We start from the raw sequence: 25,833 nt of genomic DNA, 5'->3' as shown, positions 1-25,833 counted from the left end.
CCGAAGGGAAAATAAATGAAGACGAAGGAAACCGTCACCGCCCCCGACCGCATGGCGGAGCTCTCCGCGGCGCGGAGCGCCGCACGCGCCGCGAGCGAGGCCATCGCCTCGGACTTCGGAAAGCGCAACATCACCAGCCGGAAGGGGAAGTATGACGTACAACTACGAGCCGATGTGGTCGCTGAACGCGTTATCGTCGAGCGCTTGACGAAGGAATTCTCCGACTACGGGATCGTCTCCGAGGAGGAGATGCAGGACGCCTGGGAACATTCGCTGACCACCTGGGTCGTCGACCCCCTCGACGGCACCAACAACTTCGGCTTCGGAATCGCCCACTGCGCCGTGGCGATCACCCTCTTCGAGAACGACGCCCCGGTCATGGCGCTCGTCCACGACCCGATCCTGGGACGTGAGTTCACGGCCCCGGCCATCAGGACGGCGGTCCCGCCCGACCCGTTCCCGGTGCCGCTGCGCCATGCCACGGTCGCCCTGGTGACCGACTACTCCGAGGAAGGCCGGGTGGTCGGACGCGGCCTCGCCGACGCGCTCGGGAGACACTGCAAGCGGGTCACCACGATGTGGGCACCCGCGCTGGACCTCGCCCTGGTCTCCTCGGGCGCGCTCGACGGGATGGTCTGCCGCAACGCGAGTCTGCTCGACGTCTGCGCCGGCATCTTCCTCGTGCAGCGACTGGGTGGATGCGTCCTGGACCCGTCGGGGCGGCCCCTGCGGCTGCGGAAGTCCCTGCACAGCGCACCGGTCTCGTTCGTGGCCGCGGGCAGCGAACCGCTGGCCCGGGAACTGCTGGGGATCGCCCCGCCGGCACACGCCGGGAAGGCAGGCCGCGATGGACACGAGTGACAGAGCACTGCCTGTCGAGTCCGTGAACTTCCATGTCTGGCAGCCGTGCAACATGCGCTGCCGTTTCTGCTTCGCCCGGTTCAAGGACGTACGGCGGCAGGTGCTGCCCGCGGGGCACCTGCCGGCGGCCGACGCCCTGCGCGTGGTCGAGCTGCTGGCGGAGGCCGGCTTCCGGAAGGTCAACTTCGCGGGCGGTGAGCCCTTCCTCTGTCCCTGGCTGCCCGAACTGCTGACCTCGGCACGGCGGCACGGAATGGTCACTTCCGTGGTGACCAACGGCTCTTTGGTCACGGCGGACGGCCTTACCGCCCTCGCCGACGCGCTGGATTGGCTGGTGCTCAGCGTGGACAGCCTCTCCCCCGCCGTACTCGCCGGTCTTGGCAGAGTCACCGCGGGCCGCGCCCTGACCGAGGAGGAGTACCTCGACCTCTGTCGACGGACCTGGGCCGCCGGGATCAGCCTGAAGATCAACACCGTGGTCACCCGGCTGAACCTGCACGAGGACCTCGGGCCCTTCCTCCTCACCACGGCCCCGCGGCGCTGGAAGGTGCTCCAGATGCTGCCCGTCACCGGGCAGAACAGCAGGGACTGCGGCCCTCTCGCGGTCACCGGCGAGGAGTTCGGACGATTCGTGCTTCGCCACCGCTGGGTCTCCCAACACGGCGTGGAGGTCGTGCCGGAGGACAACGACGCCATGACCGGCAGCTACGCCATGCTCGACCCCGCCGGACGGTTCTTCGACAACATGCGCGGGAGCTACTCCTACAGCCGTTCCGTCCTCGAGTGCGGAGTCCGTACCGCGCTCGAACAGGTCACGGTGGACCGCGCCAAGTTCCTGGCCCGGGGTGGCCGGTATCACTGGGAGCGGCCCCGGGACGAAGCGAAGCCCGTACCGGGACCCGCCGGAACCCGACCCCTGTCCGGCGGATGACACCACCCGCCCGGGCACGAACTCCGCGCATTCGCTGTGTGCGACCGCGGGGCGGGGGTCGTCCTCGCGGCGGAACGGTACGGCAGAGGGGGCAGAGGGGGCGGCGGGTGCCCGTGGGCGGCCGTCCCGCCGCCCACGTTCTCAGCCGTAGGACGGCTCCGAGTGCATCTCCCAGATCAGCGCCTCGGCGCCGGACGCCTCCCCGGCGGCCTCCAGACCCTCGGCGTCGGTGACGCGCGCCGCGTCGCCCGGCCCCAGCAGCTCCCCGCCCAGGCGCAGACCGCCGCGCACCAGGTGGACGTACACCCACGGCGCGTCCGGGACCGCCGTGCGCTCCCCCGCGCCCAGCCGCCGTACGTGCAGCACCGCGTCCGCGCGGGCCAGCGCGTACGGGGTGCCGTCGGCGATGCCGCGCACCACCTCGTACTCGGCCTCGCCGCCGAACACCCCCGGTACCAGCCACATCTGCACGAACCGCAGCGGCTCGGCGCCGGCGTTGCGCTCCACGTGCCGGATGCCCCGCCCGGCGCTCAGCCGCTGGACGTCGCCGGGGCGGACCACCACCCGGCGCCCGGCCGAGTCCTCGTGCGTCAGCTCCCCCTCGACCACCCAGGTCACGAGCTCCACGTCCGCGTGCGGATGCTCGGCGAAGCCCGCGCCCGGCGCGAGCCGTTCCTCGTTGCAGGCGACCAGCAGTCCGAAGCGCACGTTGCCCGGGTCGTAGAAGCCCGAGAAGGAGAAGGCGTGCCGCGTCTCGATCCCGGCCGCCTCGTCCCCGCCCCGGTAGCGGTCGACCTCACGCCATACACGCAGCATTCCTCCACGGTACGCGGATGCCCGCGTGCCGTCACACGGCGGCCGAAGCCCCCGGTCCCGTCCTCCGTGCGTGCTTCTCCGCGCACTTCCCGGTCCCGTCCCGGGACGGCCTTGCCGCTTTCGGTGGCTGTTTGGCCGATCGTCCCTCCGGCCCCCGCCGCCGCACCCTAGCGTGACCGGCAGTGACGGAAGCGCAGCCCCGCGTCGCCAGCGGGGCGGGGAAGAAGTGATCACTGTGACACCCACGACCGGCAACGCGAGCACGGGCTCGGACGGGATGAAGGTCTTCGGCGCGGTGCTGGGCGCGCTGCGCGAGGCGCACGGCACGACCCAGGAGGAGCTGGGCAGGTACGCCGGTTACTCGAAGTCGATGGTCGCCAAGATCGAGTACGGGGAGCGGCTGGCGAGCCCGGACTTCATCGCGCGGGCCGAGGAACTGCTGGAGGCCCGGGGCGCGCTGCTGGCCGCCGCGCCGCATCTGCGGTGGACCCGGCTGCCCGCCTGGTTCGGCGAGTACGCCCGGCTGGAGCAGGAGGCGGTGAGCCTGTGGACGTTCAACACCCACGTCGTGCACGGGCTGGTGCAGACCGAGGACTACGCCCGTGCCGTGCTGGGCGCGTACGTCCCCGTGCTGGAGGAGGACGAGCTCGAGCGTCAGGTACGGACCCGGCTGGACCGTCAGGTGCTGCTGACGCGCCGGCCCGCGGTCTCCCTGTCGCTGGTCGTGGAGGAGTGGGTGCTCCGGCGTCCCGTCGGCGGGAAGGCCGTCAGCCGGGCCCAGCTGGAACGGCTGCTGGAGCTGGCCGGGATGCGCAACGTGTCGATCCAGCTCATGCCCACGCACTACGAGACGCACGCCGGCTTCGACGGCCCCTTCACGCTGCTGGAGACCCCGGAGCGGCAGTGGGTGGCGTACGTGGAGGGACAGGCCACGGGCTCCGTCATCGACGACCAGAAGAAGGTGAGTGAGTTTCAGACACGTTATGGGATGATCCGGACACAGGCTCTGGCCCCCAAGGATTCCGTACGGCTGATCGAGGAGCTGATTCGCGCGTCATGAGCACCGCACACCTGGCGTGGTTCAAGTCCAGTTACAGCGGCAGCCAGGGCGGCGAGTGCGTGGAAGTGGCCGTGGAGTGGCGCGCGCCGGGCTCCGGCGAACGGAGTGGCCCCGGCCCCGCGGGCGGACTGCTCGCCGGCGCGGCGGCCCGTCCGCGCACCGTCCACATACGCGACTCCAAGTGCGTCCGCCCCGCCTCCCTCGCCTTCACCCCCCGTGCCTGGTCCGCCTTCCTCCGCGCCGCCCGGGGCTGACCCGGCCCGCACCGCGCGGACACTCCGGGAGCCGTGACGCCGGGTCCCGGGACCGCACCGCTTCCCGGGCCCCGGATTGTACGAATCCGACACCCGCTCCCCGCGGGCCCGTACCAATAGGGCAGTCTTGTCCCGTGCTCGAATCCACCGGGACCCCGGCATCCGACAAGCAGCGCCCGCATCCGCACCCCGAGACGCTGCGGCGGCTGGAGCAGTCCTCCGGCAAGCTGGCCGCCGCGGCCATCACGCGGATGGGGGAGCAGTTGCCCTGGTACCGCGCCATGCCTCCGGAGAACCGGTCGTGGATCGGGCTGGTGGCACAGGCCGGCATCGCGGCCTTCACCGAGTGGTTCCGGCATCCGGAGACGCCGCAGGCGATCAGCACGGACGTGTTCGGCACCGCGCCGCGGGAGTTGACCCGGGCCGTCACCCTGCGGCAGACCGTGGAGATGGTCCGCACCACCATCGAGGTCGTGGAGTCGGCCATCGACGAGGTGGCCGCCCCCGGCGACGAGGGCGTGCTGCGCGAGGCCCTGCTGGTCTACGCCCGCGAGATCGCCTTCGCCACCGCCCAGGTGTACGCGCAGGCCGCCGAGGCCCGCGGCGCCTGGGACGCCCGGCTGGAGTCGCTCGTGGTCAACGCCGTGCTCTCCGGCGAGGTCGACGAGGGGACCGTCTCCCGGGCCGCCGCGCTGGGCTGGAGCTCCCCCGAACATGTCTCCGTCGTGCTGGGCACCGCCCCCGACGGGGACAGCGAACTGACGGTGGAGGCGATACGGCGTGCCGCGCGGCACGCCAGGCTCCAGGTCCTCACCGGGGTGCTGGGCAGTCGGCTGGTGGTGGTCGCGGGCGGCTCGGACGATCCGCTGGGCATCGCCAAGGCTTTGATCGGGCCGTACGCGTCCGGCCCGGTGGTGGCCGGACCCGTGGTGGGCGACCTGCTGTCGGCGACGCGTTCGGCGCGGGCCGCCGCCGCCGGGCTGCGGGCGTGCGCCGCCTGGCCGGACGTACCGCGCCCGGTGCTCGCGGACGACCTGCTGCCCGAGCGCGCGATGGCCGGAGACCCCACCGCGCGAACGCTGTTGGTGGAGGAGATCTACAGACCGCTCCAGGAGGCCGGCGCCGCGCTCCTGGAGACGCTCAGCGTTTATCTGGAACAGGCAAGCAGCCTGGAGGGTGCGGCGCGGATGCTGTTCGTGCACCCCAACACCGTTCGCTACCGGCTGCGACGTGTGACGGATGTCACCGGCTGGTCGCCGTCCGATGTCCGCTCGGCGTTCACCCTGCGCGTCGCCCTGATCCTGGGCCGACTGGCCGACGGGGGCGACCGGATATAGTCACGCCCAGCGGTTTTGTCGGCCTCCCACAATTCCCTTGACCGTTCTTCGTGTCGGTCCCCACCGGCGGGGACCCCTGCCGACGAGAGAGAGTGGGAGAGTGCTCGTACTCGTTGCTCCCGGCCAGGGTGCCCAGACACCCGGCTTCCTGACTCCCTGGCTCGAACTCCCCGGTGTCGCCGACCGGCTCGGGGAGTGGTCGGCCGCCATCGGCCTGGACCTGGTGCACTACGGCACCGAGGCGGACGCCGAGCAGATCCGCGACACGGCGGTGGCCCAGCCGCTGCTGGTGGCCGCGGGACTGGTCTGTGCGCGGGCACTGCTGGCGGACGCCCCCGAGGGCGCCGTCGGCGCGGTCGCCGGCCACAGTGTGGGCGAGCTGACCGCCGCGGCGGTCGGCGGAGTCCTCACTCCCGGGGACGCGATGGCGCTCGTCCGCCGCCGCGGCCTGGCGATGGCCGAGGCCGCCGCCGTCACCGAGACCGGGATGACCGCCGTACTGGGCGGGGACCCGGAGACGGTGACGGCGCATCTGGAGAAACTGGGCCTGACCGCCGCCAACATCAACGGCGCCGGCCAGATCGTCGCCGCGGGCACCGCCGAGCAGCTCGCCGCGCTGGCCGGGGACAAGCCGGAGGGGGCCCGGGCGGTACGTCCACTGGCCGTCGCCGGCGCCTTCCACACCCACCACATGGCCCCGGCCGTCGCCGTACTGGAAGAGGCCGTCAAGGGTGTCGGGGCGGACGCCCCGCGGATCCGCTACGTCTCCAACCGGGACGGCCGGGTGGTCACCGACGGACACGAGGTCGTACAGCGGCTGGTCCACCAGGTCTCCAACCCCGTGCGCTGGGACCTGTGCATGGAGACCTTCCGGGAACTGGGCGTCACCGCCCTGGTCGAGCTCTGTCCCGGCGGCACCCTCACCGGTCTGGCCAAGCGTGCCCTGCCGGGGGTCGGAACACTGGCCCTGAAGACCCCCGACCAGCTCGACGCGGCACGTGAACTGCTCGCCGAGCAGGCCACCGCGACGGTCCGGCAGCCGGACAGCAGCCGATAGGAGCTCGAGAATGACCGCGAAGATCAGGCCCGCGAAGGGCGCCCCGTACGCGCGCGTCCTCGGCGTCGGCGGCTACCGTCCGACCCGGGTGGTGCCGAACGAGGAGATCCTCAAGCACATCGACTCGTCCGACGAGTGGATCCGCTCCCGCTCCGGCATCGCCACCCGGCACTGGGCGGGCCCCGAGGAGACCGTCGCGGAGATGTCGCTCGCCGCGTCGGGCAAGGCCGTCGCGGCCGCCGGGATCGCTCCCGAGCAGATCGGCGCGGTCGTCGTCTCGACCGTCTCCCACTTCAAGCAGACGCCCTCGATCGCCACCGAGATCGCCCACCGGCTGGGCACCGGCAACGCCGCCGCCTTCGACATCTCGGCGGCCTGCGCGGGCTTCGGCTACGGCCTGACCGTCGCCAAGGGCCTGGTCGTGGAGGGCAGCGCGGAGTACGTGCTGGTGATCGGCGTCGAACGGCTGTCGGATCTGACCGATCTGACGGACCGTACGACCGCCTTCCTGTTCGCCGACGGCGCCGGGGCGGTGGTCGTGGGCCCGTCCGAGGAGCCCGCCATCGGTCCCTCGGTGTGGGGTTCCGAGGGCGACAAGGCGGACGTCATCTCGCAGACCGTGCCCTGGGACCACTACCGCGACGGCGAGGTCGAGAAGTTCCCGGCACTCCGGCAGGAGGGCCAGACGGTCTTCCGCTGGGCCGTCTTCGAGATGGCGAAGGTGGCCCAGCGCGCGCTGGAGGCCGCCGGCATCACCGCCGAAGACCTGGACGTCTTCATCCCGCACCAGGCCAACATGCGGATCATCGACTCGATGGTGAAGACCCTCAAGCTGCCGGAGCACGTCACGGTCGCCCGCGATGTGGAGACCACCGGCAACACCTCGGCCGCCTCGATTCCGCTCGCGATGGAGCGGCTGCTGGCGACCGGGCAGGCGAAGAGCGGCGACACCGCGCTCGTCATCGGCTTCGGGGCGGGGCTCGTCTACGCCGCGACGGTCGTTACCCTTCCCTAGTCCCCCGGACCGGTCATTTCCACCGCAACGCACCGGACCACCACACAACACAAAGGAGCGCCACTCATGGCCGCCACCAAGGAAGAGATCGTCACCGGTCTCGCCGAGATCGTGAACGAGATCGCCGGCATCCCGGCCGAGGACGTCCAGCCGGAGAAGTCCTTCACCGACGACCTGGACGTCGACTCGCTGTCCATGGTCGAGGTCGTCGTCGCCGCCGAGGAGCGCTTCGGAGTGAAGATCCCGGACGACGACGTCAAGAACCTCAAGACCGTCGGCGACGCGGTGGACTACATCACCACCCACCAGGACTGACCTGCCCGCCGCCCGTTCCGCGGGCACTCGTTGAGGCGTTTGTCGCCACCCGGCTCGCGGTGGCGGATGACAGAACATCCCCTACCAGTGGAGACAGAATCCCTGTGAACGCGACCAACCGCACCGTGGTCGTCACCGGTATCGGCGCAACCACACCGCTGGGTGGCGACAGCGCATCGACGTGGGAGGGCATGCTCGCCGGCCGGTCCGGCGTGCGGGCCCTGGAGCACGAGTGGGCGGCGGAGCTGCCCGTTCGGATCGCCGCCCCGGCAGCGGTCGACCCCCTGGACGTGCTGCCCCGCCCTCTCGCCCGCAAGCTGGACCGCTCGGCGCAGTTCGCCCTGATCGCGGCCCGGGAGGCCTGGGCCGACGCCGGTTACGAGGGCAAGGCCGGGGAGAACGGCCTGGTGGACCCCGACCGGCTCGGCTCCGTCATCGCCTCCGGCATCGGCGGTGTCACCACACTGCTCGACCAGTACGACATCCTGCGGGAGAAGGGCGCCCGCCGGGTCTCCCCGCACACCGTGCCGATGCTGATGCCCAACAGCCCGGCGGCCAACGTCGGTCTGGAGGTGGGCGCCCAGGCGGGCGTCCACACCCCGGTCAGCGCCTGCGCCTCGGGGGCCGAGGCCATCGGCTACGCCGTGGAGATGATCCGCACCGGCCGCGCCGACGTGGTCCTCGCGGGCGGCACCGAGGCGGCCATCCACCCGCTGCCCGTCGCGGCGTTCGCCAACATGATGGCGCTGTCCAAGAACGACGGTCCGCCCGAGAAGGTCTCCCGCCCCTTCGACAAGGCCCGGGACGGCTTCGTGCTCGGCGAGGGCTCGGGCGTGATCGTGCTGGAGTCGGCCGAGCACGCCGCCCGGCGCGGCGCGCGGGTCTACTGCGAGGCGCTGGGCCAGGGACTGTCGGCGGACAGCCACCACATCGCGCAGCCCGAGCCGACCGGCCGGGGCATCGCCACCGCGCTGCAGAACCTGCTGGAGGCCACCGGTCTGGAGCCGTCGGAGGTGGTGCACCTCAACGCGCACGCCACCTCCACCCCGCTGGGCGACGTCGCCGAGATCAAGGCGCTGCGCAAGGTGCTGGGTTCCGACCTGGACCGGGTGGCCGTCTCCGCCACCAAGTCCATGACCGGCCACCTGCTGGGCGGCGCGGGCGGTGTCGAGACGGTGGCGACGGTGCTGGCGCTGCACCACCGCACGGCCCCGCCGACCGCCAACCTCGAGAACCTCGACGAGGAGGTCGACGCCGACGTCGTGCGCGGTGCGGGCCGTCCGCTGGGTGAGGGCCGGATCGCCGCGCTCAACAACTCCTTCGGCTTCGGCGGTCACAACGTCGTCCTGGCCTTCCGCACTGTCTGACGCACCACCTGCCACGAGGGGCCGCCGGACAGCGTTTCCCGGCGGCCCCTCGCCCGTCCCCGGCTGTTCCCGGGCAGCCGGGGACGGGGTTGTCAGCGGCCTCGGAGGCAGCCGGCGACACGGACGCGTCCGGTCCGGTGCCATGGCACTCGGCCGGGTGCCGCCGCAGTCCACCGCGCCCGTGGGACCGGCGCGTCCGGGACCGGGCCGTCAGACCACCTGGTGCAGCCAGCGCACCGGGGCGCCCTCGCCCGCGTAGCGGAAGGGCTCCAGTTCGTCGTCCCAGGGCTTGCCGAGCAGTCTGGCGATCTCGGCCTCCAGCTCGGTCTCACCGCGTGTGGCGCGTTCCAGGGCGGCGCGCAGCCGGTCCTCGGGGATGAGGATGTCGCCGTGCGGCCCGGTCACCGCGTGGAAGATGCCCAGCTCGGGAGTGGAGCTGTAGCGCTCGCCCTCGGCCGCGGCGCACGGCTCGGAGGTCACCTCGAAGCGCAGCAGCCGCCAGCCGCGCAGCGCGGAGGCGATTCTGGAGGCGGTGCCGGGCTCACCCTGCCAGGACAGCTCCGCGCGCCAGGTGCCCGGCGAGGCGGGCTGCTTGATCCAGTCGAGGCTGACGCGGGTGCCGAGCACTCCCGCGACGGCCCATTCGACGTGCGGGCACAGTGCGCGGGGGGCGGAGTGCACGTACAGAACTCCACGTGTCGTCACCGGGACCTCCTGTGCGGTTCGAGTGCGACCTTCTGCGGCGGCCTCGAATCCCTGGTCATGCGCCGAGTCAGTACTTGACATCTTGTCCCATCGGTCACACGTCCTCCAGCTCCCGATGTCACGAACAGTAAACACTGTCCGAGCTGATTCTCCCTAAAAGAGACAGCAAGTGACGCGATGTAATCTGCCAGATGTGTCCGGCGACCATTTTCGGACCACCGCGGAGAAAACTACCGCGCCGTGCCACGCAAAAGGTGACGTACCGTCGATCGGAGCGGTCAACCCACCCATCCGCACCATCACCCCGACGGGAGACGGGGGACGGCGGCGCGGGGACGACGGCCGGGAGCCGGCCGGAGAACACTCCCGCGAGACGGCCGAAGGGACAACCCGAGGGACAGCCGAAGGCGCTGCGGGCACCAGGGCGTACACCAGCACGTACAGGAGGGGACCGTGGGGGACGAGGGAAACGGCCGGGACGACGGCGGCGACGGCCGCGACGGCACGCCGGCCGTCCGTACCCGGCACCGCGGGATCGTGGCCGGTGCCTGTACCGTCGTCGCCGCCGTCGTGGCGGCCGTCCTGCTCGCCGTGTCCTGCGGCAGCGGGAGCGACGGCGATGGTGACGGGGCGTCCGGCGATGCCCGCGGCACCGCGTCCGAGCCCCGTCCCGCCCGCTCACCCACACCCGCGCCCACACCCACACCCACGCCCGAGTGGGACACCTCCCCCGGCTCGCTGGCCGCCCTGGGCGACTCCATCACCCGCGGCTACGACGCCTGCTCGCTGCTGGCCGACTGCCCGGCGGTGTCCTGGGCGACCGGCACCTCGCCCGAGGTGGACAGCCTGGCGGCGCGGCTGGACATCCCGGCCACCGCCCGGTGGAACCTCGCCCGCTCCGGTGCTCTGATGGCCGGCCTGCCGGCCCAGGCCGAGCGGGCCGCGGCGCACCGGCCGGAGCTGGTGACGGTACTGATCGGCGCGAACGACGCCTGCCGGCCGAGCGTGGGCGAGATGACGCCGGTGGACGAGTTCCGTGCCGACTTCGCCGAGGCGCTGCGCACCCTGCGCCGGGACTCGCCGGACACCCGGGTGTACGTGGCCGGCATCCCGGACCTGGAACGGCTGTGGTCCGTGGGCCGGGACCACCCGCTGGCCCCGCAGGTGTGGCAGCTCGGCATCTGCCCGTCGATGCTGGCCGACCCCGCCGCCGAGGATCCCGTCGCCGTGGAGCGCCGAGCCGCGGTGGCCGCGCGGGTGCGGGCGTACAACACCGCGCTGCGGGAGGTGTGCGCCGGCGATCCGCGCTGCCGCCATGACGGCGGAGCGGTCCACGAGTACCGCTTCACCACCCGCGAACTGAGCACCTGGGACTGGTTCCACCCCGGCACGGCGGGCCAGCGGGTGCTCGCCGGAATCGCCCACCGCCACATCACGGCCGGGCGCCCGCCGGCCTGAACGACCCGGGGCACCATTGACGCCCCCCGGCCGCGTCACTACATTCGCGCCAGGATTTCGGACGGGCGACGAAATGCCGAACCACAGGGAGAGCGGCCGCTGTGCGCATCACCGGAATCAGCACCCATGTCGTCGGTACCCCCTGGCGCGACCCGGCCTACGTCCGGGTGCGGTTCCCGCCGTGCCCGGCCCGGTTCGGCCTGTGGGCCGAGGGCCGGGAGAAGCGGACCCCGCGCGGGGCACGGAGATGACGGGCGGCGGGGAGCGGGGCCGGGCCGTCCTCGTCGAACGGCCCGGTGTCCACCGGCTGGTGCCGGCCGGACGCCCGGAGCCCGGTCCCGGTGAGGCACGGGTGGCGGTGTACGCGGCGGGGGTCTGCGCCAGCGACCACGAGGTGTACGCCGGGACCCGGGCCACCGGCTACGTCCGCTACCCCGTCGTGCCCGGCCACGAGTGGTCCGGCATGGTGGAGGCGGTCGGGGACGGGGTGGACCCGGCGTTGGTGGGCCGGAAGGCGGTGGGCGAGGGGTTCCGCGCCTGCCTGGTCTGCGACCGGTGCCGGGAGGGGGCCACCAGCCTGTGCGCCGGCGGCTACGACGAGACCGGCTTCACCCGGCCCGGCGCCTTCGCCGACACCCTGCTCCTCCCCGCCCGGCTGCTGCACCTCCTGCCCGACGGCGCCGACCTGCGCTCGGCCGCCTTACTGGAGCCCGCCGCCGTGGTCGCCGCGGCGGTGTCGGCGGGCGGGCCCCGCTCCGGGGAACGGATCGCCGTGGTCGGCGCGGGCACCCTGGGCCTGCTGGCCGTCCAGTTGCTGGCCGCGGCCTCCCCCGCCGAACTGCTGGTGGTCGATCCCCGGGCCGAGCGGGCCGGGCGGGCGCTGTCGATGGGCGCCACCGAGGCGCGCGACCCGGCGGACACCGGTGGACTGCACGGTCGCTACGACCTGGTGGTGGAGATCGCGGGCGCGCCCACCACCGCGCACGACTCCTGCCTGCTGGCCCGGCGCGGCGGCCGGGTGGTGCTGGCCGGGCTGCCCGGGCCGGGCGCCCGGGGGCTCGACCCCGTACTGCTGACCTGCGGGCAGCTCACCGTCCGGACCGTCTTCGGCGCCCCGTCAGCCGCCTGGGCACGGGCGGTACGGGCCTTCGCCGCGGGGCTGCTGGCACCCGCCGCCCTGATCACCCACGAACTTCCCCTGGAGGGCTTCGCCGAGGCCGTCGCGCTGGTCGGCGGCGGCGACCCGGAGGTCGGCAAGGTCCTGCTGCGCCCCTGAGGCCCTTCCCACCCTCCTGCCACGTCTCTCGCCCCCGCCCGAAGAACGCCGTATCCGTACGAGACACCGAAACGAGACACCGAACCGGGAGTACCGTGACCGACGCGCCCATCCCCTCCCCCGGCCCGGCAGCCGGTCTCCGCCGCCCCGGTGCGGCCGCCCTCGCGGCCCTCGGCCACCCCGTACCGGCCCGGGACCCCGCCGACGCCTCCCCGCACGCCTTCCCCGACGGAGGCACCTGGCGCACCGAGATCCCCTCCGTCGAGGGACCGGAGTCGCTGGCCGCCGCGCTGAAGGAGGCCGCCGCCCTCGGCGTCCCCGTCCACCGGGTCAGCCAGGGCAGCGGCGTGTGGATGCTGACCGACGCCGAGATCGCCGGCATGGCCGACATGTGCGCCGCGCACGACGTCGAGCTGTGCCTGTTCACCGGGCCGCGCGGCACCTGGGACACCGGTGCCGGGACCCGTACCCCCGCCGGCGGCGCGGGACCGCGGGCCCGCGGCCACGACGCGCTCGCCGGATGTGTCGAGGACGCCGTACGCGCCGCCGGACTCGGGGTCCGCTGTCTGCTGGTGGCCGACGAGGGCGTGCTGTGGACGCTGCACCGGCTGCGGACGCGCGGTGTGCTGCCCGCCGACACCACCTTCAAGGTCTCGGCCCTGATCGGCCCGGTGAACCCGGCCTCGTACGCCGTCTTCGAGCGGCTGGGTGCCGACTCGATCAACGTGCCCTCCGACCTGTCCCTGGAGCACCTGACCGAGATCCGCCGGGCCAGTCGGGCGCCGCTGGACTTCTATCTGGAGGCGCCCGACGACCTCGGCGGCTACGTGCGGATGTACGACGCGGCCGAGCTGGTCCGGCGCGCCGCGCCGGTCTACCTCAAGTTCGGTCTCAGCAGGGCCCCGGTCCTCTACCCCTACGGCGCACAGCTGCGCGACGCCGCCGTGGACACCACGCGCGAGCGGGTCCGGCGCGGCCGGCTCGTCCTGGACCTGCTCGCCCGGCTCGGCGCCGACGCCGGGATGTCGCCGCCCGGCTCCCGGCTGCCCGGCCCTCTCAACCGCTTCCCCGACGAGCCGCCCCCCGCCCCGGAAGGGAGCTGACCGCATGCCCGGCGGTACCCGCACGGACCGGACGCCGCCCGGGAGTGTCCCGGGGCCCCGGTGGCGGCCGAGGGGAACCGGATCGTCCGCGCCGCGGCGGCCGGACCCCGGACCACCGCTCCCCGGAGCGCGGCCACCGGGGCAGAGGGCCGTGCCCGGCAGGTGGGCGCACGCCGGGCCGGCCCGAGGCGCCGCCACCGGCCCCGTCCGCCCTTCGAGCGCGCGGCGATCCCGGCGACGGTCCCGGTGCCGCCCCCACCTCGGCCTTCCGCCGGGGTGTCCCGGTGGTAGCGCTGATCTTGTGCGGCATCCTGGTCGGGCCGGGCTGCACGGCGCGCGGCGCCCTCGTCGATCGCCAGGCGCACGCTCCCGGCGTGAACCGGGCGGCAGCCGGGCCGGAGGTGATCGCCGCGGCGTTCGCCGGCGGTGCCTCGGCGAGCGGCGCAGTGGGCACCGTGCCGGGCGCCGTCGTCGCGGGCCGGCGCCCGGGGCGCCCGGAGTGGTCCCCGGCGGCGCGCTCTGCCGGGCACCGGCAGCGGCACCGGCCGCCGGTGGTCGGCCAAGGCCTGGTCCTGCCCGCAGCGGTGGGATCCGGCATGTGGAACAAACGGAGAGGTGGTTATGAGCACCAGCAGACGCACTGTGATCTCGGCCGCGGCGGCCGCGGGACTGGTGGCGGCGGCCGTGGGGCCGGGTGCCGGGGCGGCGCACGCCGACGGCGGGGGGCCGGGTGATCCGTCCCCACCGCGGCGGAAGCGCTTCGGCGAGCTGGCCGACGGCACGGAGGTGGACATCTGGACACTGTCGGCCGGCGGCACCCGGCTGAGGGTGCTCTCCTACGGCGGCATCGTGCAGTCCCTGGAGGTGCCCGACCGCAAGGGCCGGTACGCCAACGTCTCGCTCGGCTTCGGCGACCTGGCCTCGTACGTGGCCGGCTCCCCGTTCTTCGGGGCGCTCATCGGCCGCTTCGGCAACCGCATCGCGGACGGCGCCTTCACCCTCGACGGGCAGACGTACGAACTGCCGCGCAACGACAACGGCCACACCCTGCACGGCGGTGACCAGGGGTTCGACAAGAGGGTGTGGCGGGTGGAACCGTTCACCCGGGACGGCGCCTCGGGTCTGGTGCTCTCCCGCACCAGCCCCGACGGCGAGATGGGTTTCCCCGGCACGCTCCAGGTCCGGGTGGAGTACACGCTCGGCCCGGACGGCGACTTCCGGATCGACTACGAGGCCACCACCGACCGGCCCACCGTCGTCAACCTCACCAACCACACCTACTTCAACCTCGCCGGAGAGGGCTCGGGCAGCGTCCTGGACCACACCCTGGAGCTGGCCGCCTCCCGCTTCACCCCGGTCGGCGAGACCCTGATCCCGACCGGCGAGATGGCGAAGGTGGCGGGCACACCGTTCGACTTCCGCAGGCCCAAGCCGCTCGGACTGGACATCCGCGAGGCGCACGAACAGATCCGGTACGGCCGGGGCTACGACCACAACCTCGTGTTCGACAAGGGGATCACCGCGGAGCCCGAGCATGTGGCCACCGTCACCGAACCCGTCTCGGGGCGGGTGATGCGGGTCGCCACCACCGAGCCGGGGGTGCAGCTCTACACCGGCAACTTCCTCGACGGCACCCTGACGGGCACCTCGGGGCGGATCTACCGGCAGAGCGACGCGTTCTGCCTGGAGACCCAGCACTTCCCGGACTCCCCCAACCAGCCGGCGTTCCCCACCACCGTGCTGCGGCCGGGGCAGACGTACCGGAGCACGACCGTGCACTCCTTCGCCGCGGAGTAGCGCCCGGACCCCCCGCGTCCGGCGGGGAACATCCGCCGGCCGCGGGTGAGATCCCGTGGCCCGTGCCCCGTGGCCGGCGGCCGGGGGAAGGAGGTGACCCCGGGCCGCCGGGCCCGCGCACGGGGGCGGTGCCCTGCGGCATCGCCCCCGCGTGCGTTCCGGGCGTCCGCGCCCCGGACCCCGTAGGGCGCGCCCGAAATCCGCAGGGGCCGCCGGGCCCGCTTCCCGGCCAGGCCCGGGTGGGCGGCCCCGCGCACGATCCGCCGCCCGAGCAGGACGAGGACCACCGGCAGCGGGGCGGCCGGGGACGCGGTCGGGCGAGGAGTGCCGGCGTACGCCGTCCAGCCCGGTGTTCGGCATGCCGAATGCCTTTCGCAGCCCCGAACGGAAAGTAGGAGTGAAACACCGTCCGCGTCAATGGCGCGCGCGGAAACGACCGCGGACGCCGGGGCGGGGTCCCGCCCGCACCGGGGCGCACCCGCGTACCGGCGCCCGCGGTTCCCCTCCGCGGGCCGACCGGCTCAGCCGTCCAGGCTGACGATCATCTTCCCGGTGTTCCGGCCGCGCAGCATGCCGAGGAAGGCGTCCACCGCGTTCCCGATGCCCTCCACCACCGTCTCGTGGTACTTCAGCTCACCGGAGCGGAGCCAGCCCGAGACCTCCTCGGTGAACCGCGGACGCAGGTCGGAGTGGTCTTTCACGAGCATGCCCTGGATCCGCAGCCGCTTGCCGACCACCAGTGCCAGGTTGCGCGGGGCGGCGGACGGCTCGGTGGCGTTGTACTGGGAGATCATCCCGCAGACGGCGACGCGGCCGTGCACCTTCAGCGAGCCGATGGCGGCCTCCAGGTGCTCCCCGCCGACGTTGTCGAAGTAGACGTCGATGCCCTCGGGCGCGGCCTCCTTCAACTGCCGGGCCACCGGGCCGTCGTGGTAGTCGAAGGCGGCGTCGAAGCCGTACTCCCCGGTCAGCAGCCGCACCTTCTCCGCCGATCCGGCGCTGCCGACGACCCGCGAGGCGCCCTTGAGCCGGGCGATCTGGCCGACCAGGCCGCCGACCGCGCCCGCCGCGCCGGAGACGAAGACGGCGTCCCCCTCCTTGAAGGAGGCGACCTCCAGCAGGCCGGCGTAGGCGGTCAGCCCCGGCATGCCCAGCACCCCGAGGTAGGTGGTCGGCGGAGCCGCCTCGGCGGAGACCTTCGCCGCGTGCCGCGCGTCCAGGGTGGCGTACTCGCGCCAGCCGAGCCCGTGCAGCACGTGGTCGCCCGGGGCGTAGCCCTCGGCCTCGGAGGCGAGGACGACTCCGACCGCCCCGCCCTCCATCGGCTCGTCGAGCCGGTACGGCGGGACGTAGGACTTCACATCGTTCATCCGCCCCCTCATGTACGGATCGACCGAGAGGTACAGGTTGCGCACCAGGATCCGTCCGGGCCCGGGGGCCCGGACGGGCGCCTCGCGCAGCGCGAAGTCCTCCGGGGCGGGCCATCCCTTCGGACGGGCGGTCAGGTGCCACTCGCGTCCGGTCGCGGGCAGAGTCACGGGAGAACCTCCAGAAGCTTCAGACAGTGAAACAACGTTCTCCTTGACATTTCACACTGTCAAGCAAATCGGTAGGCTGCGGGCATGTCCCCTCCCTCCGGCCGCTCCGGGTCCGCCGATCCGGTCACCCTCGAGGTCGTCGAGCTGATCGGCGCGGCCGTCGCCCGCTACCACCGGGAATACGACGAGGCGGCCGCCCGGTACGCCCTCACCGGCGCACAGGCCCGGCTGCTCGCCCTGCTCACCCACCGGCCCCTGCCCATGCGGGAACTCGCCCGGCGGCTGCGGTGCGAGCCGTCGAACGTGACGGGCATCGTCGACCGGCTCCAGGACCGCGGCCTGGTCGAGCGCCGCCCCGACCCGGACGACCGCCGCGTCAAGCTCGCCGCCGCCACCGCCGAGGGCCGTCGGACCGCGGAACGGATGCGCACCGCACTGGACTTCGCACGGGCCCCGCTGGCCGAGCTGGACCCGGGGGAACGCGCGCTCCTGCGCGACCTGCTCAGACGCGTCCTGGACACCGGGCAGCCGGAGAACAGCGGGGACCGGCGGGACTGACGGCACTGACGGCACTGACGGCACTGACGGCACTGACGGCACACCGAGCCGACACGACCCGCACCCGACCGGTCAGGTCGCTAAGTGCACCACCACAGAAAGCGGTCGCAGGTCTCGTCCGGCTCGGGTTCGGGGTCGGGCTCGGGTTCCCGGGACTGCCCCGGGGGCGACGGATCGGGCCGCTCCGGCTCCGGCTCCGGACGCTCCGGCTGCCGGGTGTCCCCGGGAGGCTCCGCGGGCAGGGTGGCACCGTTTCCGGGCGTAGCCGCCGAGGAGGCCGCCGACGCGGAGGCGTCCGGCTCGGCCGAGGGCCCGGCGGAGTCCGACGGCCGCGTCGAGGGGGAGCCCGAGACCGAGGGCCGGGGCGAGCCCGACTCCGGGGACGCCGTCCCGTCCGGGGTCCCGCCGCCCGCGGGCCGCCGTTCGGCCTCCGGCTCCTCGCCGGACGGGCCGCTCCCGGGGTCACCGGGCTCGTCGTCCATCGGAAGGGCGGGCAACTGCTTCAGCACGCTCTCCGTGGTGAGCTCCGCGACGCCGAGGGTGGCCAGCCCCGCCCCGAATATCACGCCCATGACGATCCTGCGGCGCCGGCGCCCCGGATACACCCGGGCCCGGCGGCCGCGCCGCCCGGGGGGCGGGACCACGTTCCCGGTGTTCCCGGTGTTCTCGGTGTTCCCGGTGTTCTCGGTGCTCTCGGTGCTCTCGGCGTCTTCGGTGTTCCCGGCGCCGTCCCCGGCCGGAGCGTCACCATCGTCCCCGGGGCGCCCTTCCGCGCGCCACCGGAGAACATCATGGGAGTCCTGGGGCAGAGGGTCGTGGGACTCTCCGGGGATCCGGTGAGCCCCGGGGACGTCCTGGTGGCCGGGGCCGCCATGCTCGCCGTGCCCCGCGTAGCCGTCATAGCCGTCATAGCCGCCGTAGCCGCCATGGCCGTCGTAGCCGCCATGAGTGCCGTGGCCGCCGCGCGGACCGTACGGATCGGGTCCCGGCCCGGAGGACTCCGCCCCGACATCCGGCATGACCGACATGTCCACCGGCGCCAGGCGCTCACTGGGGACACCGCACCCCGGACAGGACAGGGCGCCATTCAGGTGCCGCCGGCACGTGACGCAGTAGATCATGGGGTCGGCAGACTATGGTTACCGGCACGTAGGACGGAAGGGCTTTCCCGTGAAGGTTCTGTGTCGGCCCGCACGGCGTCACCCCGCGAAGGGCCGCTGGGCCGACCCCTGCCCCGCGTCCGGCAGCACCAGGAGCGAACCGGCCCACGGCTGCGCCGCGGGGTCGACACCCACCCGGGCCGTGGTGATGTAGAGGTCCCGCAGCCCCGGGCCGCCGAAGGCGCACGCCGTGGTCTGGGAGGCCGGGACGGCGACCGTACGGTCCAGCCGGCCGTCGGGGGTGTAGCGCCGCACCGCGCCGCCGCCCCACAGGGCGACCCAGACGCAGCCGTCCGCGTCCACCGTCAGACCGTCGGGGAACCCCGCCCCCTCCTCGATCTCCGCCAGTGGCCTGCGGCCGGTCACCTCGGTGCCGCGCACGTCGAAGACGTCGACGCGGCGCGTGGGGGTGTCGACGTAGTACATCAGCCGCCCGTCCGGGCTCCAGCCCGTGCCGTTGCTGATCGTCACCTCCGACAGGATCTCGCGCGCCGTTCCGTCCGGGGCGATCCGGCCGAACGTGCCCCCGCCCGGGGTCTCGTCGTAGGCCATCGTGCCCGCCCACAGCGCGCCGTCCGGGGCCACGGCGGCGTCGTTGCCGCGGCGGCCCGGAACGGGGTCGCGGTGCAGCCAGGAGAAGGAACCGGCCACGTCGTACAGCCCCACCCCGTCACGGAGGTTGACCACCAGGCCGCCGCCCGCACGCGGCTTGGCCGCGCCCACGTGCTGCTCGGTCGCCAGCACCGTGCGGCGCCCGTCGGCGGGATCCCAGGTGTGCACCCGGCAGGAGAGGACGTCCACCCAGATCAGCCGTCCGCGCGCCGCGTCCCAGGTCGGCCCCTCTCCCAGCAGCGCGTCATGACGCACCGCGATCTCGGGTCCCGCCGCCCCCGCCGTCCGCGTCATCCGGGATGTGCCCGTTCCGGCCATGCCCGCAGTCCCCTCGCTCGTCTCTTCCCCCGTGTTGCGGTGCCCCCGTGCGCCGGCACTCAGGCGGCGCTGCGGTGGCCGAGCCGCGCCGAGAGGTCGGCGGCGCCCCGGGCCGCCAGGGCCTCCAGTTCGGCACACCGCCGGCCGTTCCACCGGATGGTGGGCACCGAGATGCTCAGCGCCGCGACCACCCGGCCCGTGCTGTCGCGCACGGGCGCGGCCACACAGCTCACGTCCGGGTTCGACTCCCGCTCCTCGACGGCGATGCCGCGTACGCGGATCCGCGCCAGCGCCTCGCGCAGTTCGTCCGGCGAGGTGATCGAGTTCTCCGTCATCGCCCTCAGCGGCTTGCCGCCGGGTCCGGGCAGCCGGGTGCCCAGCTCCTCCTCCGGCAGCGAGGCCAGCAGCATCTTGCCCACCGCGGTGCAGTGCGCGGGCAGCCGTCGCCCCGCGGCGGAGACCATGCGCACCGCGCGGGTGCTGTCCACCTTGGCGATGTAGATGACGTCCATGCCCTCCAGGACGGCCACGTGCACGGTCTCGTCGCAGGTCTCGGCGACCTCGCGGGCCACCCGCCGGCCCTCGGCCGCGAGGTCGAGCTGCTCGGCGTAGCGGCTCCCGAGCTGGTAGTTCCGCACCCCCAGCCGATAGTGTCCGGGCTGCTCGGGCACGGGCACCAGATACGAGCGGGCGGCCAGGGTGGTCACCAGCTCGTGGACGGTGGTGCGGGGCAGCCCCAGCTTGCGCGTGATCTCCGGCGCGGACAGGACGCCGTCCCCGTCGAGGAAGAGTTCCAGGATGTCCAGAGCCCTGGTCACGGCCGGTACGAGACGCCCCATCGCCGCCCCCCTTCTCCCGGGCCGTACGGTCCGGGCCTTTCGGCGTTCGTCATTCCGAAGAACCACCGGAATGACGGACACAGGCTAGCCACAGCCCGAGCCGGGCGGCAACGCACCCCGCGGCCGTACCGCCTTCCGCCGGCGGGCATGGACAGCGCCGGACGTGGGACTCGTGAAGCCGTGCCGGAGACCGCGCCGAGCAGGCAGCCCAGGAGGCCGGGGAAGCCGGGGAAGCCCGGCAGGGCCCCGGGGAACGGGCCGAGGACCACCGCGGCGGGCAGAGTCCCGGCCGACCGTCTCCGCCCCGGTGACATGGGACGAGGTCGCCGGCTGCGCACAGCCCGGCGACCTCGTCCACACGGCCGGCGGCATCTCCGCCCGGCTGGACCGGTACGGCGACCTGCTCGCCCCGCTGCTCGACCCCGCCCGCGCGGGGCGGGTGCCGGACGGCGGCTGAGCGCCCCCGGAGGGCCGGAGCCGGCCTCAGGTGCTGCTAGGTGTTGCTCGTGCCCCAGTCGTCGTCGAACGGCGTGTGCTGCTCGACCCGGCTGCCGCGCAGTGTGCGCACCTTGTCGGACACCGTGCCCGGCAGCCGGTCCCCCACCCGCTCGGACACCGTGCCGAAGGCCTTGGTGGCCATCTCCCGCCCGTTGTGCGTGGCGGTCTCGTACGCGTTGCGCACGGCGGGGTTCTCGGCGAACTGCCGGGCACTCTTGCGCAGCTTCTCGTACCGCTCGCGCCCGGCCCGTGTGCCGAGCACGTACCCGACGGCCACTCCTACGACGAACGTGAGCCGGTAGCGCATGGCTCCACCCTCTCCCTCAGGTATCTCCCTGCGCGCCCCGTCTCCCGGGGCGCGCACTGCCGGTCTGCGGCGGACACCCCACGCCTACCCCGAGGCACGGGGCGAATACCGATTTCGGAGCACCCCCCGGCATGCGCTACTGTATTGCCCACAGCGAGGGAGCGCCCCCGGGATACCGGCCGGGCCTCCCGCAGAGCAGTCCCCTGTAGCTCAATTGGCAGAGCAGCCGGCTGTTAACCGGCAGGTTACTGGTTCGAGTCCAGTCGGGGGAGCATCTCGAAGAGGTCCCGCGAGGGGCCTCTTCTTCTGTGTTCCCGCGGTGTTCCCGCGGTGTTCCCGCCGTGTCCTCCCGCGGCGCCGCGGCCCGCGTCCGTCCCCTTCGCCCGTCCGGGTGGCGACCGTTCCCCCGGTGCCCACGGGCCCGGCCCGGCCCGGCTCCACCCCGGCACGGGCGGGAGATCGTATGAGCGGCTATGCTGCGGCAGACGGCGCGCACAGTTGTGCGCGGCGCGCCGTCCCGGGGCGGTAGCTCAGCCGGTTAGAGCAGCGGACTCATAATCCGTCGGCCGTGGGTTCGAGTCCCACCCGCCCCACTCCGCTCCCTTCGCGGGCACGTTCCGGCCCACGTCGTTCCGGGCGCCGGGGCCGTCTCGCCCGAACTTCACCCGAAACCGTGCAGTGTGGCCGTTCCGCCCCGGCGGGTGCGTGCGGGCGGGCATCATGACGCGCATGTCCGTGTATCAGGTCTCCTGCCCGGCCCGGGTCCACTACCTCGACTCCGAGATCGACGAACTGCAGGACGTCCCCGACGGCGGCTTCCAGGTCGCCCGGTCCCTGTGGTGCCTGCTGGAGGCGGGGCACACCGGCCTCCACCACACCTTCACCCAAGGGCTGCGGGCGACGGACGAACTCCCGGCGCGGAACCTGTGGACGCGCTGGCCGGACGGCGACGAGTACGGTCCGCGGCGCGAGACCCTGATCCTGCCGCCCTGCACCGAGAAGTTCCTGGCCGGGACGATCGAGGAGGAGAGCTGCGGCCTGCCGGACGGGCACGTGGGCCGGCACGGCTTCGAGTTCGGCCCGCCGCTCACCGAGGCCGACGTCCTGCCCGAGTGGCTGTTCCGGATGTTCTTCGACTGATCCCGGCGGCGCGGACGGCACGGCCCCTCCCCCGGCACCCTCCCGTCCGCGTGTGGCCCGCCCACCAGCGAGAACGCGAGCTGCCCGGCCGACGGCCGAACCCCCTGTGAGAAACTTGCCGTCGTCCCGACCTCCGGGCTCCCCCACCGACGCAGCCGGCCCCGGAGCCCGCTCGATCCGTGTTCTCGGGGAGAAGCCTTGTCCATGAAACGCACGCCGCTTCCGGGAGTCGGCGTCCAGTACGACGTGACCACCCGCTCGGGACGGCACCTGTCCGTCGTCGTCCACCAGGACGGACGGCGGTTCCTCGGTTTCTACGCGGCCGACGACCCCGACACCTGCCAGGCTTCCTTCCGGCTCGACGCGGACGAGGCGGCGTCGATCGCCGCCCTGATCGCCCCCGACCCGGAGACCCCGGACCTGGCCATGGGCGAGCTGGACCTGGCCACCGAGCGGATCCCGGTCGCCGCCAAGTCCCCGTACCGGGGACGGCCGCTGGGCGACACCCGGGCGCGGACACGTACCGGCGCTTCGATCGTCGCCGTGCTGCGCCGGACGGCGCCGCACCCGGCCCCGGGGCCGGACTTCAGGCTGGAGGCGGGTGACATCCTGGTGGTCGTGGGCACCCGCGAGGGCGTCGAGGAACTCGCCCAGATCATCGCGGGGGGCTGAGTATGCACGACACCACCAGACTGCTCATCGAACTGGGCGCCATCATCCTCGGGCTGGGGATCATCGGGCGTTTCGCGGGCCGGATCGGGCTGTCCGCCATCCCCCTGTACCTGCTGGCCGGGCTCGCCTTCGGGCACGGCGGGCTCTTCGAGCTGAGCGCCAGCGAGGAGTTCGTCGCGATCGGCGCCGAGATAGGTGTCATCCTGCTGCTGCTCCTGCTGGGTCTGGAGTACAGCGCCTCCGAGCTGGTCGACAACCTCAGGACGCAGTACCCGTCCGGCGCGGTGGACTTCCTCCTCAACGCCACCCCGGGCGCCGTCGCCGCCCTGGTCCTGGGCTGGGGGCCGGTGGGCGCCGTGGCGCTGGCCGGTGTCACCTGGATCTCCTCCTCCGGCGTCATCGCCAAGGTCCTCACCGACCTGGGCCGGCTCGGCAACCGCGAGACCCCCGTCATCCTCGGCGTCCTCGTCATGGAGGACCTGGCGATGGCCGTCTACCTGCCGCTCCTGACCACCCTGGTGGCCGGGGTCGGACTGGCGAGCGGCAGCATCAGCCTGATGGTGGCCCTGGGAACGGTGGGCCTCGTCCTCTATGTGGCGCTGCGCCACGGCCGGCTGATCAGCAAGGCCGTCTCCTCCGACAATCCCGAGCTGCTGCTGCTGGTGGTGCTCGGCCTGACCGTTCTGATCGCCGGCATCGCCCAGCAGCTGCACGTCTCGGCGGCGGTCGGCGCGTTCCTCGTCGGCATCGCCCTGTCCGGCGAGGTGGCCGAGAACGCCCACCGGCTGTTCGCCCCGCTGCGCGACCTGTTCGCGGCGGTGTTCTTCGTCTTCTTCGGCCTGTCCACCGATCCGGAGAACATCCCGCCGGTGCTCGTCCCCGCGCTGATCCTGGCCGTGATCACCTCCGTCACCAAGGTCGTCACCGGCTGGTACGCGGCGCGGCGGGCCGGGATCAGCCCGAAGGGCCGCCTGCGGGCGGGCGGCGCGCTGGTGGCGCGCGGCGAGTTCTCCATCGTCATCGCCGGTCTGGCGGCCGGGGTGGCCACCCAGATCAGGCCGCTGGCCACGGCGTACGTACTGCTGCTGGTGATCATCGGTCCGCTGGCCGCCCGCTGGACCGAGCCGCTCGTGCGCGCCGTGCGCCCGCAACTGCTGGGGGTCCCCGCGGGTGGCACGGAGAAGGGGCCGGGGGCGGGGCCGGAGAAGGAGCCGGGGACGGGGCCCGACACGGTGTCCCGGGCGGATTCCCCCAGCGCCCCGGAGGGCACTCCGGAGGGACTGCAGTCTCCCGGCGGCCGATGAGGCATCATCTCCCTCCATGGGGATAGTCGCCGGTCTGGACAGTTCGTCCGAGTACACCCGCATCGTCGTCTGCGACGCCGACACGGGCGCCGTCATCAGACAGGGGTACGCCCCGCACCCGGTACCGGAGGACGGCGGGGCGGGCACAGAGGTGGCGGGCGCGGCCCGGCGCACCGAGGCCGACCCCCAGTCGTGGCTGCTCTCGCTGGGCGAGGCCGCGTCCGGGGGGCTGCTGGAGGGCGTCCAGGCGATCGGGGTCTCGGCCCAGCGGAACGGGCTGGTCCCGCTCGACGAGGCGGGCAACCCGGTACGGCCCGCGCTGGTGGGCAACGACCGGCGGGCGCAGACCTCGGCGGCCGATCTGGTGGAGGCGCTCGGCGGGCGGGAGTCCTGGGCGCAGGCGGTCGGCTGCGTGCCCCGGTCGGCGCAGCCGGTGACGAAGCTGCGCCACCTGGCGCGGCAGGAGCCGGAGGCGGCGCGGCGGGTGGCCGAGGTGCTCCAGCCGCACGACTGGCTGGTGTGGCAGTTGCTGGGACGCCCCCACCGGCGCACCACTGACCGCGGTGAGGCCTCGGGCACCGGCTACTGGTCGGCGGCGGCCGAGTCCTGGCGGCCCGACCTGGCCGAGCTGGCGCTCGGCCGCCCGGTGCGGCTGCCGGAGGTGGTCGGTCCGGCCGGGGCGGCCGGGCAGACCCCGGAGGGGCTGCTGATCTCTGCCGGTACGGGCGAGACGATGGCCGCCGCCTTCGGTCTGGGTGTCGGGACCGGCGACGCGGTCGTCTCCCTCGGTGTCTCGGGATCGGTGTTCTCGGTGCACCATCAGGCACTGGTGGAGCCGAACGGCATGATCACCTCGCTCGCCGACGCCACCGGTATGCATCTTCCAGTGGTGTACACGCTCAACGCGGCGCGGACGCTGCGCGGTGTCGCAGAGTTGCTGGGCACCGACCCGGAGGGGCTCTCGGCGCTGGCGCTGAAGTCCACACCGGGCTCGTACGGGCTGGTGCTGCTGCCCTATCTGGAGGGTGAGCGCACCCCCGACCTGCCGCACACCGCGGGCACCCTGGCCGGGCTGCGGCAGGAGAGCATGAAGCCGGAGCATCTGGCGCGTGCCGCCTTCGAGGGCATGCTGTGCGGGCTGGCGGACGCCCTGGACGTGCTGCGCGGCCGGGGGGTCCAGGTCAACCGGGTCTTCCTGCTGGGGCCCGCGGCCGAGCTCCCGGCGGTCCAGGCGATGGCCCCGGCCCTGCTGGGCGCCCAGGTGGTGATCCCGCAGCCCGCGGACTACGCGGCACTGGGCGCCGCCCGGCAGGCGGCCTGGGCGCTGGGGGCGGCCCGGGGCGCCCTCTCGCCGCAGCAGCCCCCGCACTGGCCCGCGCCCGCCGGCCAGGTCCTGGACCCGGGCGAGGAACTCGCGGTGGGTCAGGCGGTGCGGCAGCAGTACACGGCCGTGCGGGAGCAGACGCATCCGGGGGCGTTCGGCTGACCGGCCGGGAAGCCGGGCCCCGGACGGGACGGGAACGGGCCCGGCGGTA

The 25,833-nt window shown here is 73.5% G+C and carries 26 protein-coding genes, 2 tRNA genes and 1 pseudogene; 22 read left to right on the top strand and 7 right to left on the bottom strand.

Annotated elements, in window-relative coordinates:
* The first annotated feature begins 15 nt into the window (after window positions 1-15).
* Both CUT44_RS29425 and CUT44_RS29420 read left to right on the top strand, forming a co-directional pair.
* Window positions 16-861, top strand: a complete 846-nt coding sequence (locus tag CUT44_RS29425) for an inositol monophosphatase family protein (protein WP_100204978.1) — start codon at window positions 16-18, stop codon at window positions 859-861.
* Window positions 848-1,792, top strand: coding sequence for a viperin family antiviral radical SAM protein (locus CUT44_RS29420; RefSeq protein ID WP_100204977.1), 945 nt, complete (start codon window positions 848-850; stop codon window positions 1,790-1,792). Before CUT44_RS29425 ends, CUT44_RS29420 begins: the two co-directional genes overlap by 14 nt.
* A 141-nt stretch (window positions 1,793-1,933) precedes the next feature.
* Here CUT44_RS29420 and CUT44_RS29415 read toward each other — a convergent pair whose 3' ends face one another.
* Window positions 1,934-2,608, bottom strand: a complete 675-nt coding sequence (locus CUT44_RS29415; RefSeq protein ID WP_100204976.1) for a pirin family protein — start codon at window positions 2,606-2,608, stop codon at window positions 1,934-1,936.
* A gap of 235 nt (window positions 2,609-2,843) precedes the next feature.
* On the opposite strand from CUT44_RS29415, the gene CUT44_RS29410 reads away from it, so the two are divergent.
* The 7 genes from CUT44_RS29410 (at window position 2,844) to CUT44_RS29380 (ending at window position 9,013) form a co-directional block, all read left to right on the top strand.
* Window positions 2,844-3,668 carry a helix-turn-helix domain-containing protein gene (locus tag CUT44_RS29410; protein WP_233221749.1) on the top strand — a complete coding sequence of 275 codons (825 nt, stop codon included), beginning with the start codon at window positions 2,844-2,846 and terminating at the stop codon, window positions 3,666-3,668.
* Window positions 3,665-3,922, top strand: coding sequence for a DUF397 domain-containing protein (locus tag CUT44_RS29405; RefSeq protein ID WP_100204975.1), 258 nt, complete (start codon window positions 3,665-3,667; stop codon window positions 3,920-3,922). Before CUT44_RS29410 ends, CUT44_RS29405 begins: the two co-directional genes overlap by 4 nt.
* Before the next feature lie 134 nt (window positions 3,923-4,056).
* Complete coding sequence (locus tag CUT44_RS29400; protein WP_100204974.1) at window positions 4,057-5,259, top strand: PucR family transcriptional regulator; 1,203 nt, start codon at window positions 4,057-4,059, stop codon at window positions 5,257-5,259.
* Window positions 5,260-5,359: 100 nt separating this feature from the next.
* Window positions 5,360-6,316, top strand: a complete 957-nt coding sequence (locus CUT44_RS29395) for an ACP S-malonyltransferase (RefSeq protein ID WP_100204973.1) — start codon at window positions 5,360-5,362, stop codon at window positions 6,314-6,316.
* A gap of 10 nt (window positions 6,317-6,326) precedes the next feature.
* Window positions 6,327-7,331, top strand: a complete 1,005-nt coding sequence (locus CUT44_RS29390) for a ketoacyl-ACP synthase III (RefSeq protein ID WP_100204972.1) — start codon at window positions 6,327-6,329, stop codon at window positions 7,329-7,331.
* A 66-nt stretch (window positions 7,332-7,397) separates the two neighbouring features.
* Entirely contained in the window at window positions 7,398-7,646 is a 249-nt protein-coding gene (locus CUT44_RS29385; RefSeq protein ID WP_100204971.1) for an acyl carrier protein, read from the top strand.
* A gap of 104 nt (window positions 7,647-7,750) precedes the next feature.
* Window positions 7,751-9,013 carry a beta-ketoacyl-[acyl-carrier-protein] synthase family protein gene (locus tag CUT44_RS29380; RefSeq protein ID WP_100204970.1) on the top strand — a complete coding sequence of 421 codons (1,263 nt, stop codon included), beginning with the start codon at window positions 7,751-7,753 and terminating at the stop codon, window positions 9,011-9,013.
* A 210-nt stretch (window positions 9,014-9,223) separates the two neighbouring features.
* Here the strand turns inward: CUT44_RS29380 and CUT44_RS29375 are convergent, their stop codons facing one another.
* Window positions 9,224-9,718 (bottom strand): DUF3145 domain-containing protein, encoded by a 495-nt coding sequence (locus tag CUT44_RS29375; protein WP_100204969.1) that lies wholly within the window; start codon window positions 9,716-9,718, stop codon window positions 9,224-9,226.
* 453 nt (window positions 9,719-10,171) lie between these two features.
* On the opposite strand from CUT44_RS29375, the gene CUT44_RS29370 reads away from it, so the two are divergent.
* The 5 genes from CUT44_RS29370 (at window position 10,172) to CUT44_RS29355 (ending at window position 15,352) form a co-directional block, all read left to right on the top strand.
* The gene (locus tag CUT44_RS29370; RefSeq protein ID WP_233221748.1) at window positions 10,172-11,176 is read left to right on the top strand and encodes an SGNH/GDSL hydrolase family protein; all 1,005 of its coding nucleotides are present in this window, start codon (window positions 10,172-10,174) and stop codon (window positions 11,174-11,176) included.
* A gap of 101 nt (window positions 11,177-11,277) precedes the next feature.
* The gene (locus CUT44_RS33305; protein ID WP_158239688.1) at window positions 11,278-11,427 is read left to right on the top strand and encodes a hypothetical protein; all 150 of its coding nucleotides are present in this window, start codon (window positions 11,278-11,280) and stop codon (window positions 11,425-11,427) included.
* Window positions 11,424-12,452 carry a zinc-dependent alcohol dehydrogenase gene (locus tag CUT44_RS29365; RefSeq protein WP_100204968.1) on the top strand — a complete coding sequence of 343 codons (1,029 nt, stop codon included), beginning with the start codon at window positions 11,424-11,426 and terminating at the stop codon, window positions 12,450-12,452. Before CUT44_RS33305 ends, CUT44_RS29365 begins: the two co-directional genes overlap by 4 nt.
* A gap of 95 nt (window positions 12,453-12,547) precedes the next feature.
* Window positions 12,548-13,555 (top strand): hypothetical protein, encoded by a 1,008-nt coding sequence (locus CUT44_RS29360; RefSeq protein WP_100204967.1) that lies wholly within the window; start codon window positions 12,548-12,550, stop codon window positions 13,553-13,555.
* Window positions 13,556-14,176: 621 nt separating this feature from the next.
* Window positions 14,177-15,352, top strand: coding sequence for an aldose epimerase family protein (locus CUT44_RS29355; RefSeq protein ID WP_100204966.1), 1,176 nt, complete (start codon window positions 14,177-14,179; stop codon window positions 15,350-15,352).
* 521 nt (window positions 15,353-15,873) lie between these two features.
* On the opposite strand, the gene CUT44_RS29350 is transcribed toward CUT44_RS29355, so the two are convergent.
* Window positions 15,874-16,890, bottom strand: a complete 1,017-nt coding sequence (locus tag CUT44_RS29350) for an NADP-dependent oxidoreductase (protein ID WP_100204965.1) — start codon at window positions 16,888-16,890, stop codon at window positions 15,874-15,876.
* Window positions 16,891-16,974: 84 nt separating this feature from the next.
* On the opposite strand from CUT44_RS29350, the gene CUT44_RS29345 reads away from it, so the two are divergent.
* Entirely contained in the window at window positions 16,975-17,448 is a 474-nt protein-coding gene (locus tag CUT44_RS29345; RefSeq protein WP_100204964.1) for a MarR family winged helix-turn-helix transcriptional regulator, read from the top strand.
* A gap of 80 nt (window positions 17,449-17,528) precedes the next feature.
* On the opposite strand, the gene CUT44_RS33300 is transcribed toward CUT44_RS29345, so the two are convergent.
* The 3 genes from CUT44_RS33300 to CUT44_RS29330 form a co-directional block, all read right to left on the bottom strand.
* A complete protein-coding gene (locus tag CUT44_RS33300; protein WP_158239687.1) occupies window positions 17,529-18,467 on the bottom strand; it encodes a hypothetical protein in 939 nt (312 codons plus the stop codon).
* A 180-nt stretch (window positions 18,468-18,647) separates the two neighbouring features.
* A complete protein-coding gene (locus tag CUT44_RS29335; RefSeq protein ID WP_100204963.1) occupies window positions 18,648-19,514 on the bottom strand; it encodes an SMP-30/gluconolactonase/LRE family protein in 867 nt (288 codons plus the stop codon).
* Between the two features lie 83 nt (window positions 19,515-19,597).
* A complete protein-coding gene (locus CUT44_RS29330) occupies window positions 19,598-20,377 on the bottom strand; it encodes an IclR family transcriptional regulator (RefSeq protein ID WP_100204962.1) in 780 nt (259 codons plus the stop codon).
* A 274-nt stretch (window positions 20,378-20,651) separates the two neighbouring features.
* On the opposite strand from CUT44_RS29330, the pseudogene CUT44_RS33295 reads away from it, so the two are divergent.
* Window positions 20,652-20,834, top strand: a pseudogene (locus tag CUT44_RS33295) (non-homologous end-joining DNA ligase); the annotation flags it as partial.
* A gap of 36 nt (window positions 20,835-20,870) precedes the next feature.
* Here the strand turns inward: CUT44_RS33295 and CUT44_RS29325 are convergent.
* Window positions 20,871-21,182, bottom strand: a complete 312-nt coding sequence (locus CUT44_RS29325; RefSeq protein ID WP_100204961.1) for a YtxH domain-containing protein — start codon at window positions 21,180-21,182, stop codon at window positions 20,871-20,873.
* A gap of 199 nt (window positions 21,183-21,381) precedes the next feature.
* Between CUT44_RS29325 and CUT44_RS29320 the strand changes: the two genes are divergently transcribed.
* From CUT44_RS29320 to CUT44_RS29295, 6 genes are all read left to right on the top strand, one after another.
* Window positions 21,382-21,454, top strand: a tRNA-Asn gene (locus tag CUT44_RS29320).
* 247 nt (window positions 21,455-21,701) lie between these two features.
* A tRNA-Ile gene (locus CUT44_RS29315) sits at window positions 21,702-21,775 on the top strand.
* Between the two features lie 136 nt (window positions 21,776-21,911).
* On the top strand, window positions 21,912-22,322 hold the full coding sequence (locus tag CUT44_RS29310) for a hypothetical protein (protein WP_100204960.1): 411 nt from the start codon (window positions 21,912-21,914) through the stop codon (window positions 22,320-22,322).
* Between the two features lie 198 nt (window positions 22,323-22,520).
* The gene (locus tag CUT44_RS29305; RefSeq protein WP_100204959.1) at window positions 22,521-22,994 is read left to right on the top strand and encodes a cation:proton antiporter regulatory subunit; all 474 of its coding nucleotides are present in this window, start codon (window positions 22,521-22,523) and stop codon (window positions 22,992-22,994) included.
* Between the two features lie 2 nt (window positions 22,995-22,996).
* On the top strand, window positions 22,997-24,298 hold the full coding sequence (locus CUT44_RS29300) for a cation:proton antiporter (RefSeq protein WP_100204958.1): 1,302 nt from the start codon (window positions 22,997-22,999) through the stop codon (window positions 24,296-24,298).
* A gap of 16 nt (window positions 24,299-24,314) precedes the next feature.
* Window positions 24,315-25,784: an FGGY family carbohydrate kinase gene (locus CUT44_RS29295; RefSeq protein ID WP_100204957.1), complete on the top strand. Its 1,470-nt coding sequence runs from the start codon at window positions 24,315-24,317 to the stop codon at window positions 25,782-25,784.
* The last annotated feature ends 49 nt before the right edge of the window (window positions 25,785-25,833 follow it).

The organism is Streptomyces carminius (genome assembly GCF_002794255.1).
Classification (GTDB): Bacteria; Actinomycetota; Actinomycetes; order Streptomycetales; family Streptomycetaceae; genus Streptomyces; species Streptomyces carminius.
Note: the sequence above shows the minus strand (reverse complement) of the source record. Positions and strands in the feature narration are given on the sequence as shown.

Coding starts and splice junctions, on each gene's coding strand:
- CUT44_RS29425 (WP_100204978.1), top strand. CDS start 16: ATGAAGACGAAGGAAACCGTCACCGCCCCCGACCGCATGGCGGAGCTC.
- CUT44_RS29420 (WP_100204977.1), top strand. CDS start 848: ATGGACACGAGTGACAGAGCACTGCCTGTCGAGTCCGTGAACTTCCAT.
- CUT44_RS29415 (WP_100204976.1), bottom strand. CDS start 2,608: ATGCTGCGTGTATGGCGTGAGGTCGACCGCTACCGGGGCGGGGACGAG.
- CUT44_RS29405 (WP_100204975.1), top strand. CDS start 3,665: ATGAGCACCGCACACCTGGCGTGGTTCAAGTCCAGTTACAGCGGCAGC.
- CUT44_RS29390 (WP_100204972.1), top strand. CDS start 6,327: ATGACCGCGAAGATCAGGCCCGCGAAGGGCGCCCCGTACGCGCGCGTC.
- CUT44_RS29385 (WP_100204971.1), top strand. CDS start 7,398: ATGGCCGCCACCAAGGAAGAGATCGTCACCGGTCTCGCCGAGATCGTG.
- CUT44_RS29365 (WP_100204968.1), top strand. CDS start 11,424: ATGACGGGCGGCGGGGAGCGGGGCCGGGCCGTCCTCGTCGAACGGCCC.
- CUT44_RS29355 (WP_100204966.1), top strand. CDS start 14,177: ATGAGCACCAGCAGACGCACTGTGATCTCGGCCGCGGCGGCCGCGGGA.
- CUT44_RS29345 (WP_100204964.1), top strand. CDS start 16,975: ATGTCCCCTCCCTCCGGCCGCTCCGGGTCCGCCGATCCGGTCACCCTC.
- CUT44_RS33300 (WP_158239687.1), bottom strand. CDS start 18,467: ATGCCGGATGTCGGGGCGGAGTCCTCCGGGCCGGGACCCGATCCGTAC.
- CUT44_RS29335 (WP_100204963.1), bottom strand. CDS start 19,514: ATGACGCGGACGGCGGGGGCGGCGGGACCCGAGATCGCGGTGCGTCAT.
- CUT44_RS29330 (WP_100204962.1), bottom strand. CDS start 20,377: ATGGGGCGTCTCGTACCGGCCGTGACCAGGGCTCTGGACATCCTGGAA.
- CUT44_RS29325 (WP_100204961.1), bottom strand. CDS start 21,182: ATGCGCTACCGGCTCACGTTCGTCGTAGGAGTGGCCGTCGGGTACGTG.
- CUT44_RS29310 (WP_100204960.1), top strand. CDS start 21,912: ATGTCCGTGTATCAGGTCTCCTGCCCGGCCCGGGTCCACTACCTCGAC.
- CUT44_RS29300 (WP_100204958.1), top strand. CDS start 22,997: ATGCACGACACCACCAGACTGCTCATCGAACTGGGCGCCATCATCCTC.
- CUT44_RS29295 (WP_100204957.1), top strand. CDS start 24,315: ATGGGGATAGTCGCCGGTCTGGACAGTTCGTCCGAGTACACCCGCATC.